This window comes from Bradyrhizobium sp. 6(2017) (genome assembly GCF_011058295.2).
Classification (GTDB): Bacteria; Pseudomonadota; Alphaproteobacteria; order Rhizobiales; family Xanthobacteraceae; genus Bradyrhizobium; species Bradyrhizobium septentrionale.
In genome coordinates this window covers 5,040,386-5,052,981 of the sequence record NZ_CP049289.2, presented here as the reverse complement: position 1 = coordinate 5,052,981, position 12,596 = coordinate 5,040,386, and the positions used below count along the sequence as shown (strand labels likewise).

At 60.5% G+C, this 12,596-nt stretch carries 14 protein-coding genes; all 14 read right to left on the bottom strand.

The annotated features are described in order from the left end of the window. The 14 genes from G6P99_RS23590 to G6P99_RS23525 all read right to left on the bottom strand — a co-directional run bounded on the left by G6P99_RS23590 (window position 1) and on the right by G6P99_RS23525 (window position 12,102). The gene (locus tag G6P99_RS23590; protein ID WP_334261595.1) at window positions 1-300 is read right to left on the bottom strand and encodes a hypothetical protein; all 300 of its coding nucleotides are present in this window, start codon (window positions 298-300) and stop codon (window positions 1-3) included. Next, on the bottom strand, window positions 300-3,281 hold the full coding sequence (locus G6P99_RS23585) for a hypothetical protein (protein WP_165123559.1): 2,982 nt from the start codon (window positions 3,279-3,281) through the stop codon (window positions 300-302). The genes G6P99_RS23590 and G6P99_RS23585 overlap by 1 nt, the downstream gene beginning before the upstream one ends. A 15-nt stretch (window positions 3,282-3,296) precedes the next feature. Further along, a complete protein-coding gene (locus G6P99_RS23580) occupies window positions 3,297-4,100 on the bottom strand; it encodes a hypothetical protein (RefSeq protein ID WP_165123557.1) in 804 nt (267 codons plus the stop codon). 6 nt (window positions 4,101-4,106) lie between these two features. Then, window positions 4,107-4,463 carry a phage upper tail fiber protein gene (locus G6P99_RS23575; protein WP_165123555.1) on the bottom strand — a complete coding sequence of 119 codons (357 nt, stop codon included), beginning with the start codon at window positions 4,461-4,463 and terminating at the stop codon, window positions 4,107-4,109. A gap of 2 nt (window positions 4,464-4,465) precedes the next feature. Then, window positions 4,466-6,034 (bottom strand): hypothetical protein, encoded by a 1,569-nt coding sequence (locus tag G6P99_RS23570; RefSeq protein ID WP_205751509.1) that lies wholly within the window; start codon window positions 6,032-6,034, stop codon window positions 4,466-4,468. Next, the gene (locus tag G6P99_RS23565; RefSeq protein WP_165123553.1) at window positions 6,031-6,471 is read right to left on the bottom strand and encodes a hypothetical protein; all 441 of its coding nucleotides are present in this window, start codon (window positions 6,469-6,471) and stop codon (window positions 6,031-6,033) included. The genes G6P99_RS23570 and G6P99_RS23565 overlap by 4 nt, the downstream gene beginning before the upstream one ends. Before the next feature lie 136 nt (window positions 6,472-6,607). Continuing rightward, on the bottom strand, window positions 6,608-6,874 hold the full coding sequence (locus G6P99_RS23560; RefSeq protein WP_165123551.1) for a Txe/YoeB family addiction module toxin: 267 nt from the start codon (window positions 6,872-6,874) through the stop codon (window positions 6,608-6,610). After that, on the bottom strand, window positions 6,871-7,149 hold the full coding sequence (locus G6P99_RS23555; RefSeq protein WP_165123549.1) for a type II toxin-antitoxin system Phd/YefM family antitoxin: 279 nt from the start codon (window positions 7,147-7,149) through the stop codon (window positions 6,871-6,873). The genes G6P99_RS23560 and G6P99_RS23555 overlap by 4 nt, the downstream gene beginning before the upstream one ends. A gap of 221 nt (window positions 7,150-7,370) precedes the next feature. Next, window positions 7,371-7,958 (bottom strand): recombinase family protein, encoded by a 588-nt coding sequence (locus G6P99_RS23550; protein WP_165123547.1) that lies wholly within the window; start codon window positions 7,956-7,958, stop codon window positions 7,371-7,373. Between the two features lie 589 nt (window positions 7,959-8,547). Next, window positions 8,548-9,726, bottom strand: coding sequence for a hypothetical protein (locus tag G6P99_RS23545; protein WP_165123545.1), 1,179 nt, complete (start codon window positions 9,724-9,726; stop codon window positions 8,548-8,550). After that, on the bottom strand, window positions 9,726-10,208 hold the full coding sequence (locus G6P99_RS23540; protein WP_165123543.1) for a hypothetical protein: 483 nt from the start codon (window positions 10,206-10,208) through the stop codon (window positions 9,726-9,728). The genes G6P99_RS23545 and G6P99_RS23540 overlap by 1 nt, the downstream gene beginning before the upstream one ends. After that, complete coding sequence (locus G6P99_RS23535; protein WP_165123541.1) at window positions 10,205-10,405, bottom strand: hypothetical protein; 201 nt, start codon at window positions 10,403-10,405, stop codon at window positions 10,205-10,207. The genes G6P99_RS23540 and G6P99_RS23535 overlap by 4 nt, the downstream gene beginning before the upstream one ends. Before the next feature lie 1,123 nt (window positions 10,406-11,528). Beyond that, complete coding sequence (locus tag G6P99_RS23530; protein ID WP_029081903.1) at window positions 11,529-11,771, bottom strand: hypothetical protein; 243 nt, start codon at window positions 11,769-11,771, stop codon at window positions 11,529-11,531. Window positions 11,772-11,868: 97 nt separating this feature from the next. After that, window positions 11,869-12,102, bottom strand: a complete 234-nt coding sequence (locus tag G6P99_RS23525) for a hypothetical protein (RefSeq protein WP_029081904.1) — start codon at window positions 12,100-12,102, stop codon at window positions 11,869-11,871. Between the last annotated feature and the right edge of the window lie 494 nt (window positions 12,103-12,596).

The window sequence follows — 12,596 nt, the reverse complement described above, 5'->3', positions numbered from 1 at the left end:
CTAATTCCTCGCTCCGCCGGCCTCCGCGCACTCGATTTCAATCCGACGCAGCGCGCGAGCGCGTACTGCATCGAAGTTCGTTTGGATCATCGCGACGACATTTGCCCGGATGCGTTCCGCCCGCTCATCTTCATCCCCGAACCTGGTCCAGGCAATGCTGGACCGGAATTCTTCCTCCATCCGATCAATTTCGCCGATCGGATCTCTGGAGTTTTCCACGGAGCCTGACAGAAACCCGCGGAACAGAAGCTCAAGCGCGATCAGCCGAGCTTCGAAATATTCGGCGTCGGTCTCTGACATCATGCGGCCCGAGCGATCTGAGCGCGTGACTTGATGAAGGTGTCGGCCTGGACGCCCTGTTGCACGTAGATCGTGACGTATTTGTTTGTGACCGGCGCAGCGGCTTGGGCAGGGGCAGCACTCGGCGCAGCACTAGACGCGACCGATGGCACGCTGACGCTGTCGGCAACAACGCCAGCCGGCTTGATCTCGACCGTTTCGCCACGCGTCAAATGCAGCAGCGCGTTTGTCGTATCGGTCCCGCCGTCGCCGCCAACTATGAACTTGCCGCCAGTGGCAAAGGCTCCATAGTCGCTGATGCTGCTCGGGCTAATAATTCCGCCCGAGTATTTCTGGCTATCGCGCCAAGCATTTGTCTGCGCCTCGATAACATTACGCTCTTGCTGTGTTGCTGGCCGCAAATTGTAATCACTGTCGTATCCTGGCCCACCGGCTGTACTGCCGCTGCTACCCGATCCAGCCGATGTATATCCAGCGCTGCTCGATCCAGAAAGCGAGCCGGCGTACCCGTTACCAGCGGAAATGTACGGACCTGGCGCACTGAGCGGCGAGTTGAAATCGTTCGTCTTATACGGAGATCCGAATAGCCCATCCGACTGATTTCCGAGGCCGCCGCCCCTGACGACTCCGGGAAGCATCGAAGTGTAATTGGGCTGCTGCCAATAAGGCGCGTTAGAATTGCCGTATGTCCCCAAGCCGCCGGACGCCGCTGTCCCAGAAGAAAAGCTCGATCCCCCGGACGAGACATTGCTGTTGGCCGCCGACAACTGGATATTCTTGATATCGCCGTCGACCGTGTTTATCGCGGTGACGAGCTGGCCGCAGCAGGAGTTGATGGCATCGACAATGCGCGTCGCACCGGCAGCGGTACTATCCTTTAGCGCCGATGTCTGGTCTTTCAGTGATGCATTCAGGCGCGAGGTAAGGATGTCGGTCTGATGCGCGCTATCCCCGAGGATCGGAGCGCCGGATACACCGCCGCCCAGCAAGGATGCCGCTGGAATGCCGCTGGTTGGCGGAGCTCCCGGCGACAGGTTGTTGACCATCTGCATCGAGAGATCGTGCGGGATGACCTGCGAACCGCTCGGCAGGTTGACGATCTCGCCGCCCTTCTCGTTGATGAGCGCGGGGCCGCCGGGGGCATTGTCGGTACCGGATGCGAAGTGAGGCAGTCCACCATTGCCGCCGTTTACATTCCCGAGCGGGTCGGTGTTATAGGGATTGCCGCCGCCTGACAGGCCCGATGCATTCCCGCCGCCACCACTGAGTGCAGAGCCGTTCGCCACCGCCGCCGCCACCTGGCCGATCGCTGTCAGCGCGGCGCCATAGCTCTGGACGATGCTGGCAAATGAAGCATTTGCGTTCTGCGCAAAGCGGGCGATATCAGCGTCGGCCTGTGCCAAACTGCTGCCGAGTGCCGATGTGGCTTCTCTGAGGCCAAGATACTGAATTGCAGATTCGTTGAATTGCCTTAGCTGCTCTGTCCCCGTCGCGTTGAGTTGCGTCAGCCCAACCACGGCGTGGTCGATCTGAGTGAGCATTACCGTAAAGATGCTGGCCTGCGCCTGGCCCTGTGCCGCGGCTTCGTTGCCGCGAGCGAGATTGGCAAGGCTTATACCAAGCCTGTCGATCGCCTCGCCAGCGGTCCGCGGGTTGTCCTGCAGGCTCTTGAATGCCGCATCCGAACTTTGCTTCAGGCCGGGCAGAACACCGATGACCTGCTGAATCGGGATCGGAACGGTATCCAGCGCCGCAGCCAGCTCGCTGGCCGACTGCCTGCCGTCTGTGAGTGCTTTTGCGAGCGCCTTGGCGAACTGCGGAGAGATATCCTGCAATTGGCGCAATGAGGCGCCGGTCAGTTCCTGCTTCTTGATGAGGTCGTCGAAGAACTTTCCAACCCCGGCGACCGCATCCGACGTCCTAAGACCGCCCAACCTCAGCCCCTGGAATACAGCAGCAATCGAATCCGTGAGCTTATCCGCGCTGAACTTGGCCGCGTCCAAATATTTGGACCACGGGGCGATGCTCGCGCTAACGCCATCATTGGCGTGAAGGTCCACCAGCTTGAGCATGGCTTCATACGTTGGCTGGAGATCCTCCCGCGTGACGCCGAGCGTCTTTCTCAGCTTCTCGAGGCTCGCGGAATAATCATCACCAAGTTTGACGCCGCCAAGGGCTTCGAATCTGTCTTTTGTCGCTTGAACTTCCAGCGCTGCCGATGCCATGGCGTGCTGAAGGCCAAGGATGGCTGCCGTTGTTGCGACCACGCCGCCGACGATAAGGCCGCCGGGGCCAATCATCCGCGCCAGGCCGCCGATTGCACCCGTAATGCCGCCCTCGCCAGACATGGCGTAGCTCAAATGGCCAAGCTGCTGCGTAAAGGACATCATCGATATCTGGCCGGAAGCGAACTGCTCGCCCAGAGATCGAACTGAGTGCGCCAAGGCCTGTGATTGCCCGGAAAGGCCGCCATGAGCCGCGGCAGCCTTGTCAAGCACTGCAGGCATCGCCGCGATGGCGCCATTGGCCGTCGCAACGCCCTTGGTCATATCAGAGAATGAAACGACGCTCTTGCCGATAGCGGCGTTGATCGCCGAGCCCATGGCTTGGGTTTCAGACCCGGTTTTTACGAACTGCTGATTTGCATTCGCAATACTTTTCGCCATATCGGCGAACATATCGCCGGTCTTTTGGGTGCTGGTACCGAGGCCATCAAGGCCCGTTTTTAAATTGACAACACCATCTTTAGCTCCGGCAATGCCGGCCTTCAGTTGGTCGACCGTGACGCCGAGCTGCTTGGCGACGGCATCCAGTTTACCGACGACAGGCGCAGTCTTATCGAGGCTCTGGTTTAGTCCATCAGCCGCCTTGCCGGCGTTCTGTGCCGCCGGGACAAGTTGGTTGTTTAGGACATCAGCAGCCTGCTTCGCGGGATCTGAATTGACCGCGAAGCCAAGCGATGCCACAGTTTCGTCGCTCATCGTATTTTGCTTTCGTTAGGCCGCGCGGTCCTGTTGGTATTCCTGCATCGAGCCGTAGAACTTCCCATCACGAAGCTGGTCTTCAGTCGCTTCCTTGTAGGTTGACTCGCCCGGTGCAACGACCACCACACGGTCGCCCTGTTTCAGCAACCAGGGGGCCGCGGTGCGGTTCTCAATGGGGTGCATGATCTTATCGAACTGCCGCTGGTCCATTTCGATGGTGCCCATCAGATCTGAACGGGCGATGGCGGCAGCATTGCGCGCCTCCGACAGAACCTCCTGAGCCGACGCAATCTCGCGCATAACCGGACCATGTAGTTGTTCCTCGCGAGCCGCCTTGGCGCGGTCGTAGTACTCAGCGGGGACACCGCTCAGCGCCCGCGGCGCGCTTAGGACCGCATCGAGAATCATCGGGTCCGCGTCCTCGAGCAACAATTTCATCTTCTCGGCATTCGTCGAGTTGAATACGAAGGTGCGAATCTCCATCCGCTCCAGGGCGCCGACGATATCGCCGCGGTCGATTGCCGCCGGCTTGATCTTTGCGCGCAGTGACTCGATGGTCTTTGCGGCATCGTCCAGCGGTTTGCGCGCGTCGCGCAGATCCCGCGCATGCCTGGTCTTCAGGCTTTCAAGCAGCTGGGCTTTCCTACCATCGGGCGTCAGGTGGTTGTTCTTCTCAATATCGGCCCGCTCCTTCGCGAAGCGCTCGGAGATTTCAAGGCACTTCTCAGCCGCCTTGCGAAGTGAGGCCGCTGATGCATGGTCGGCGTGGCGATCGAGGCGGCTCAGGATGTTGGCGTTACGTTTGGCATAAGACATGAGGGTTTAACCTACGATCAAATAGAGAGTTGATTCATCGGGCGTTGACAGCGCGTCGTAGTCGGCCTGTGAGAGCTTCACGATGCGCTCAATGTCGCCGGGCGAGACGCTCGGAAAGTCGCACGGTGCCACGTCCCAAGACACTTGACCCGCGATGCACCCAATCCGATGCCGGGTCGTGGTTGCAAACGGGCCGATTACCCTAGCGGCTGATGACGTCAACGCAGCCGGTGGATAAGTCTCGGCGCCGCCGGGCTGATCGCTCAGTCTGGTAATGACGCCCGCGCCGGTAGTCGTAACCGTCAATGCTTGCAGCGCGGGCAAGCTAACGGTTGTGCTATTCACCGCGGCGAGCGTTGTCATCTTTATGCTTCCTTCGATGGGGATTGCGATTGAGTTTCCGGCGGCTTGTAGACGCCGGCATCGATCCACTTCTGGCGATCCTGAGGATGGAAAATGCCCTGTGCTGCGAGCACTTCAGGCGGGAAAGCCGCATAGCCTCGCGGCTGCTCAGAGACCATTGTGAAAGTGCCGGTATATGCAGTCGCCGGCTGATGCCGAGCAGAAGTCAGATAGACCAGGCAACCAGCAGCGGCGTTTGCCAGGTCGTCCTTGCCGCCCGGTGGATGGTCGATGCTATCTCGTCCACCGCGGGCGGTTCGTCGTTCGAGGCTCAACAGTTGGCTTGTGAGCCGGCGACTATCGAGCAGATCGACCTCACCGCTGTTGAGGCGAGGCAGGAAGTCGCGGTAGATTTCACTCTTCGCCAGATCGGCGGGCCGATAATCGATCCCAACTTTCCTGAAGGCGTCGCGGACCCACTCGGCCGCATATCGGTCACCCCGCACCGAGCGGATGCCATAGCTCTTGAGCACGGTGGCGAACTCCAGCACCGCCGCATCGGGCGAGAACGGGGCGTGAATTTCCCGGAGACAGTCTAGGATTGCGACGTATGTCTTGCGATCGGGAGCGAGCTGGCTGTGTCCTATGGCGAGCGTCATGCTGTCGCTCGCACCACCGGACGGATCACAGAAGGCGCGATAGGTCACGCCATGAACGCGCGAGCGTTCAACCACGCCCGGTGACACGCACGCGTCAATTGCCTCCTGGGTGACAAAGGCCGCGATGTCATCACGAAACTCAGCCAGCCATTCTGCGCGCGCCGCGGCCGGATCTTCAGCCAAGGCATCGGCGATGATCTGCGGGTCGATGGTCGGGTTGAGCAACTCGGTAGGCGCCCTGACGACGAGCACCTTGCCGGGCTTGCCGTAATGGTCACGATATTTTCGATAAAGCAGACCGCTTTTTCGATACGGGCTGCTGATCCCAATGATCATTGCACCCGGCATGGTCGCGGTTCCGGGCCGAATGGCGTTATACGTCTCGGTGTCGGGCGTTGCGCTGGTGTCGTCACGCCAGAACGCGATTTCGTCCAAGATCGCGCACAGCACGGGCCGGCCACGAACAGCCCGAAAGTTATTGGTCGACACCGCGATGTCGATCTTGTTGTTGAGCTCGAACCCGTACGCGGTCTCGCGTTCCACCATCCCGCCCAACAAGGGGATGTCGGTGAAGAAAGAGCGGCAATAGTTCAAAACGATCTTCGCTTGATCTCGATCGTTCGCGAGACACATGACCAGGGCTCGTTCACCTGGTCTTAGCTGGCCCTGATCTTCAAACAGCGCCGCGGCGTGAGAAGCGATCACGGAGGCAACGGAATCCTTGCCAGCGCGGCGGCCGGCAATAATCCATAGCTCGCTGACTTGCTCGGTTGGGGGATCTCGATCGGCGACGCTGCGAAAGAATGCGGCCTCTTCGGCCGACATCGGCAAGCCGAACGCGCCCTTCAGGATGACCCGCCAGGGATTCCATGTCTTGCCGGGAAACCAGGGCGCGAACAGCGCTTCGTCGTCGATCGCCTCAATTATGTTCAAGCAGGCTGCCCCGCTGACCTAGCCGCAAGATAACTTCGCAGATCGGGAGCGCTGCGCTCCGCATCTACCTTGCGGCCCTTGGACTTGAGCTTCTCAAGCAGGCGCCGAATTTCGCTCGAGAGCCTGATTGCCTCGTCACCGTCGACCAGTTCGCCGAGCACCTGAGCGTTTTGCAGGGCTTCCGCGCGAAGGATGAGCGTGGCCGCTTGGCGAACATGGGCCCTCTCGGCTTCGCTGAGCTTATTGGTGCCGCCCGCCTCCTCGGCGAACTGCTTGCACAGGTCGCGGAATCGTCTGGCCTGAGGCAGCCGATTATCAATGCCAGGGAGCGCCCAAGGCTTGTTTGTCACCACTGACCGATTGGTGACCGAGCCCGGCGCCCGCTTGTGCGGTGCTGGCTGTGACGTGCTGGTGAATGCGTTGTGACTGTCGTGCATTCACTACAAATGCCGACGTCTCAGCGCGCGCGCAACGGCGCGGCGACGTCAGCAAGTGGGGCTAAATCGTGTTGGGCGGTTGCTAGCGTGTAGCGACGGGCAAATGACGTTCAGAATTATTTAGAGGGGGAGTAGGTCAGTAGTGGTATCGACACTGAGCGATGTCGAGCTGCTTGGCGTCGCCAGAGCCGGACACACGGTAAACCAGCCTATGTTCTCCGGTGATGCGTCGCGACCACCATCCGGCCAGGGCATGTTTAAGGGGCTCCGGTTTCCCGAGCCCCCTAAATGGATCGCGCTTGATGTCTTTGATCAGGTCGTTGATGGCCTCGAGTACTTTCTCATCTTCCTTTTGCCACTGCACGTAATCCTGCCAAGCGTCCTCAGTCCACGCAGTTTTCATGCTGCTGTGGAGGCCGCCTTTGTCGGCTCGATCAGCTCGCGCTCAGTGAGCTTCCCCTCGTCCGCCTCCTTGATGGAACGAAGAAGGCGAGCCGCGTTGGCCGGGCTCTTCAGGAGGTGGACGGTCTCCATAAGGCCCTCGTACTCATCCTCGGCGATGAGGACTACCGTACGAGCGTTCTGGCGAGTGACGAACAGCGGCGCACGACCGTCGCACACGCCGTCCATGAAGGAAGCCAGGTTGTTGCGCAGCTCCGTGTATGAAACGATTGCCATGTTGGATCTCCCAACCCCTATATTGTCCGTGCAGGTGCCTGCACGCCGGGGGGTCTGTTGTACAGATACTTGTACATTGGGGGGATAACAGTCAACACGAAGTTGACGTTCCAGGGTAAAATAATACTCCCGAACATGTGATGAGCCCCGCGTACACGGCTCCCCAGAGGCCCCCAGGCCCGGTTCAGGACCCGCACACTTCTGATCATTTTGATCAGAAGTTAGGCAGGACTGGCGACAACCCTCTGCACCACGCTGGTGCCGATGCCGAGCGTCTTGCCAATCTTCAGAATGCCCATTCCCTCGGCCTTCAGGGCGCGTATGCGGGCTTCTATGGCAGGCTTGGCCGGACGGCGGCCCAGCTTCACGCCCTTAGCTCTCGCCCTTGCCAGGCCGGCGTTGACGCGCTCACGGATCATGCCGCGCTCGAACTCGGCGAACACGCCCAACATCTGGAACATGGCCCGGCCAGACGGCGTGCTGGTGTCGAGTGCCTGCTGATGCAGGTACAGGTCGCAGCGCAGCGCCTGCAGCTCAGTGAGGAAGCCGACCAGATCCTGCAGGCTGCGGCCGAGCCGGTCCACCGACCAGGCGGCGATCATGTCCACCTTGCGGGCGGTGGCATCCTTCAGCAGCCGATCGAAGCCAGGACGCTTGTCGCGGCCCTTGGCGCCACTGATGCCAGCGTCCTCGTAGACCCCGACGATCTCCCAGCCGGACCGCGCAGCAACCGCCTCCAGCTCGAGGCGCTGGTTCAAGGTGGTCTGGCTGTCAGTCGAAACACGAAGATAGATGCCGACGCGCTTCATTGGTGTTTTCCCTGCCTCAGTGACAGGTGGAATCATACATGAGCCTATACGGAAAACAAGTGTATAACGTATGTGTGATGACGATTCAAAAAGCCCAATGATTTGGGACTCCGATGCTCGCCAATTTAGGCCGGGATTTCCGTATGGCCTTCACCTGCTAGAGTTGGGCGCTCGTCCCGTGGGTCCATTGCGGACCCGCGGCCAACCGCGGCCGCCGGGAGAAAATCCGCCAATTGGCGGAATAAGCACTGAGGCGCCGCCTCGTCCAAATCTAAAGTAGATGCAATTGCATCTTTTTAATCACGGGCGCGTGTTCGTGAGCGGCCGGCTATATCGAGTAGCGCAGCATCGAGCTCTGCCTTCACAACCATGATGCAATTCCAGCCGGTTGGCTTGCTCACCTTCAGGCTACCTAGCTGCTTGCGGTTATACCGGCTACGTGCCGAGTCAGCCGAACAGCCCATGTAGAGCCCGACCTGGTGCCAATTGAACAACACCGGGCAACTGTCTGCTGGTAGTGGTGGCTGCCTTCGTCGAGATGCCGTTGCCGTTTCAGGGTCGTCCGGGACGATGCTGGGTGCCGTGTCACTCATGACGCAGCCCTCAGACCGGTGCACCGGCTCAGCAGTTCAGCCCGCCGTCGTCTCTGTGCTTCCCGTCGGTCTTCCCGCGCCCAGATCTCGTCCCTGGTCAGCTCGCGAACCGGGGACACGAACCTTTCGACGGTGACCCTGTCCTCACGCTTCCGCTCCCACCCCCGACGCCGTTCTCGGTAGCGCTCGATTGCCTCGGCCTCGCGATCCAGGAACACCCCGAATACAGTCGTCCACCACCTAGTGTCGCGCCCTGGATCGAAGTGGCCATAGATGCGAGCGGCAATCTCTACTATGGCCGGCGCATAGCGGCGCCAGAATCGTTCGAACATGCGTTGAACGGCCTGCCGATCCTTCGGCAGCCGCATGGACGGATGCTTTCTGACCAGCTCAACTGCTTGATTTATCGCATCAAAAGGCGGCGGAACAATGTCCGGTGACGCGGCGCGGGTGGCGACGGAGGGTGGCATTGCCGGTTGGGCTTCTTCCAAATCAACTAATGAAGCTCGCGCCGCGGGGAGAGAGTTTGATTTGTTTTCTCTGATTGGATGCTCGACAACGGCGGTGCCTTCGGACACTTCCCGCGCCGTGTCACTGGCCGGCGGAAAATCCGTGGCCAGCAATATATCTTCTACCTGCTGGCCACGCATTTTTCGGGGCCGTCCTCGGGCCGCTCCGGATCGAGCTTTGGCTCGGCGGGCGCGTTCGGCTTCCCGACGTTTCCGCTTCCGCTCTTCCTCCCGTTCGGCCTTTGACACGTCGAAGGCGCCGATCGTGGTGATCTTGAGTGCGGTCCGCTCGGCCATCGACAGCCGCAGGCGCCAGGCAAGGGCGTCAGCGGTGAACTTGCGGGGCTCGGCGGCTACCCGCTCAGCCAGTTGCTTTGCCTTGTCCTGGGGCAACCACGGCGCCCAGGACCGCGCCCAGGCCACGATATGGGTGGCGACATCCCCGCGGAGGAAAGCCACGTGGTGAGCTGCGACAGTCAGGTCATCCATGCCGGCATCGTCGTCAGGCAGGAAGCGGCCATATCGGCTTTGGAAGATGCGCTCGAGCTCGCGCAGACGGATCAGCGTAATCAGGCGGGCCTGATCGGGCTTCTCCCGACGCTGCTGAGCGTGCCAGGCGTAGCGCCGCCTGATCTCAGCGTGTCGAGCATTAACCTGCGAAGTCATCACGCCACCTCGCCGTAAACGACGGGTGCGGTGTCACGCTCGGATGTCACGCTCTTGGCGTGACTGTCACGGAGCTTGTCGCGCCTTCGCCTTTGCCGCTCGGCCGCGGTAGGATCTTTGGGCGCCGTCTTCGCGGCAAACTCGTCAAAATCGGCAGTTGCCCTATCCCAGTCGATGTCGGGACGGGCCGCTTTCATCTCTTCGACGTTAGGGCGCTTTCGAGGAGACGGCAGTTCCGGCAGCTCGACGTCCTCGAAACCGGCACCGCAGTTGCGGATGAACTCGATGTCGTCGTGCCCGGCAGCTCGCAGGATTGCCAGGGCAACCGTGATCGCGTGGGGCGGGCTGATAACGACCACGACGTCGTCGTCGGGCCAGCAATGCTGCCGAACCACGACCTGGCCGTCGTCGTTCGTAAAGATCGCCGTTCGCGGCTGCTCCGGGATGACAACGTCAGCGCTGTCCCAATCGAAATCGCTCATCGCGCCAGCCCCCAAGCTAGCTGCGCAATTGTCGCGGCCACTTCAAAGCTGACGACGTACAGGCTGGCAACACGGCTGGCTTGCAGAGTGGCGACGTCGTCGTGTATGTTGCCGGTGCTATCGATGATGGATTTGCGCTTGGGGGTCGGCTTGCCAGAGCCGGCCCTTCGCATTTGCGCGTCAGGCGGATGCTTCAAGGCGCACCTCCCGGATGATTTTCCAGCGCCTGTGCTTAGATGCCGGCTTACGCTCCGGCTCCCCGCCCCTAGCGATTGCCTCGGCCTCGAGACGGCTCCGGAACGGGCCGATGACGACGTCGCCGTGGACGATATCGAATAAGCCGTCGTCTCGCTCGACAACGTGCTTGATCCTAGACCAATTGCATTCCGACAAAGCCAAATTCTCCTTTCAGTCCAATGCCGGGCCGAAGGGGGGTCATGTCGGAATGGAGATTGATACGGCGGCTATGTCGCCGGCCTTTTAATCATGGGGTCGAGGGTTCGAGTCCCTCCGCGCTCACCAATAAAATCAAATACTTAACTCGAAATATTAGCTACCGAGATTTTGTTCAGGGGCACAGCGGGGGCAGCAGGCGTGACCTCTGCGCGGTCATCGTTGGCTTCAAATTAAACCTCAAGCAAACGATCCGAGATCGTCTTGCTGAAGCTCGCCGGCAAGTACTGGAAGAACGAGCGCAGCCGGCCGTCGCGTTGCCCCCTCAGACCTCCCAATGCGGATTCCGGAGATACGACCGAGCGTGGGTCATGACGCCCTGCAATTGAACGCTAGCAGTCCCGCTAATCTGGATGATCCGGGCACGCGGTCAGCTCGTTCATTCCGAAGTGCAGGCACGAAACGGCCCCAGCATGGGGATTGCCGGGGCCGTCATTCCGTCTCTGCTGGGGGCGCGGGCGCCAGTGAGCAGGCCGCCTCGCTTCGGCAGAACGCCGGTACATCCCGGCGGCCCGAATTGTACTCGACGTCGCAGCGTTCCTGCCGAGGTCTCACGGGGTACCCCGCAGGGCACATGCGGCCCGCCGCTATCCATCGAGGATTGTGTCCCAAATCGCGGCCGCCACCACCGCGATCCCGTCATTGCCTACTGGCGACGTGCACGGGCGAATTTGAGCTTGGCTGCGGCGGTCCCATGGTTGCCCAAACGGCAACGGCGATAGCCGATGCAGCCAATACGGCCTTTGTCGCGATCTTCTCGCTCCTCATGCCTGGAAGCCTCCGACCTTTGCACAGCGCATCATTAGGAGCTTGCCAGCGTATGCTCATCACCCGATTGGGTGAATGCCGACAAACAACTGACGGCGTTCACTCGTCGTCGAGCGGAAGAGAAAGCGCCGAAGGCGACTTTTGCTCGCAACCTGTTCGTCCCTTGAGCGGCAACGTAACAGCAGCCGCCTCGGTCGTCCTGCCCATGAACTGGTCCAGATTGGCGTCCGACGACCACTCCACATAGCCAACGACCGCAAAGGCAAGCACTGCTACGATGAGAACTCCAGCCACCGAAGCTGCGGCCGTTCTCGACCAGTTTTCGCTGCTGAATAATGGCATCGCGATTCTCCGACACCGGGTTTGGCCCGTTCGTTAGATCGACTCGCGATTTTCAAATGTGAACGGCCTTACATCTCACGCGCACTTGATCTGCCCGTTAGCAAATCAGCAACCGGGCGGCGTCGATCACCGACTTCATCTGCATCAAAATCTCATATGGCTTGCCGGCGCCGCGGATGATGCGAAGCATGTTTGCTGCGACATCGCGGATAGTCCGCTCAACGTCGTTTTTCACGCGTTCTAGCGCGCGCTGCGCCTCAGCGTCCCGCTCTTGCTTCTCGCGCTCTTCCTTGTCGGGCCCGCTGCCCTCGATGATCCTGAAATCTGGCATGGCCGCTCTCCCTGCCCCCGCAGCCTGCCCTCAACCGCGTCCCCTGCCAAGCCCCAGGGAGCACCCGTCGATGCCGCAAAACAGCCGGCAGCGGACGAGAAGTTCGCGCACCCGCTAGCCGACAGGATCGAAAGCCATATCTATGCGTTGACCGGTTAAGCCCAAATGGGAGGTCAACAATGACTAACGACCGAAGCCGACGGGCACCAAAAGCGCAAAAAGCACTCCACGACAATCGAGAGCGCCTAAAGGCGGAGCGGCTGGCGCGGGAGGCTGAAGCGGCCAACCGCACAAAAGCAGGTTAAGCGTCATCTGGATGACCGCGGAGGACCAAGCCTGGACCTCTGCCTGGTGGAGGGTGAAATGGCCCTGCACTTTCGCCGCGTGGATACTGCTGAGGATCTGGAAATTTGGATCGCAAGCAGCGACGACTATTCATTCGTTATCAGCAGCGAGAGCCGAAGTGGACCTGGCCTACATGGAGAGCCCGGTTT

Coding starts and splice junctions, on each gene's coding strand:
- G6P99_RS23590 (WP_334261595.1), bottom strand. CDS start 300: ATGTCAGAGACCGACGCCGAATATTTCGAAGCTCGGCTGATCGCGCTT.
- G6P99_RS23585 (WP_165123559.1), bottom strand. CDS start 3,281: ATGAGCGACGAAACTGTGGCATCGCTTGGCTTCGCGGTCAATTCAGAT.
- G6P99_RS23580 (WP_165123557.1), bottom strand. CDS start 4,100: ATGTCTTATGCCAAACGTAACGCCAACATCCTGAGCCGCCTCGATCGC.
- G6P99_RS23575 (WP_165123555.1), bottom strand. CDS start 4,463: ATGACAACGCTCGCCGCGGTGAATAGCACAACCGTTAGCTTGCCCGCG.
- G6P99_RS23565 (WP_165123553.1), bottom strand. CDS start 6,471: ATGCACGACAGTCACAACGCATTCACCAGCACGTCACAGCCAGCACCG.
- G6P99_RS23560 (WP_165123551.1), bottom strand. CDS start 6,874: ATGAAAACTGCGTGGACTGAGGACGCTTGGCAGGATTACGTGCAGTGG.
- G6P99_RS23555 (WP_165123549.1), bottom strand. CDS start 7,149: ATGGCAATCGTTTCATACACGGAGCTGCGCAACAACCTGGCTTCCTTC.
- G6P99_RS23550 (WP_165123547.1), bottom strand. CDS start 7,958: ATGAAGCGCGTCGGCATCTATCTTCGTGTTTCGACTGACAGCCAGACC.
- G6P99_RS23545 (WP_165123545.1), bottom strand. CDS start 9,726: ATGACTTCGCAGGTTAATGCTCGACACGCTGAGATCAGGCGGCGCTAC.
- G6P99_RS23540 (WP_165123543.1), bottom strand. CDS start 10,208: ATGAGCGATTTCGATTGGGACAGCGCTGACGTTGTCATCCCGGAGCAG.
- G6P99_RS23530 (WP_029081903.1), bottom strand. CDS start 11,771: ATGCCATTATTCAGCAGCGAAAACTGGTCGAGAACGGCCGCAGCTTCG.
- G6P99_RS23525 (WP_029081904.1), bottom strand. CDS start 12,102: ATGCCAGATTTCAGGATCATCGAGGGCAGCGGGCCCGACAAGGAAGAG.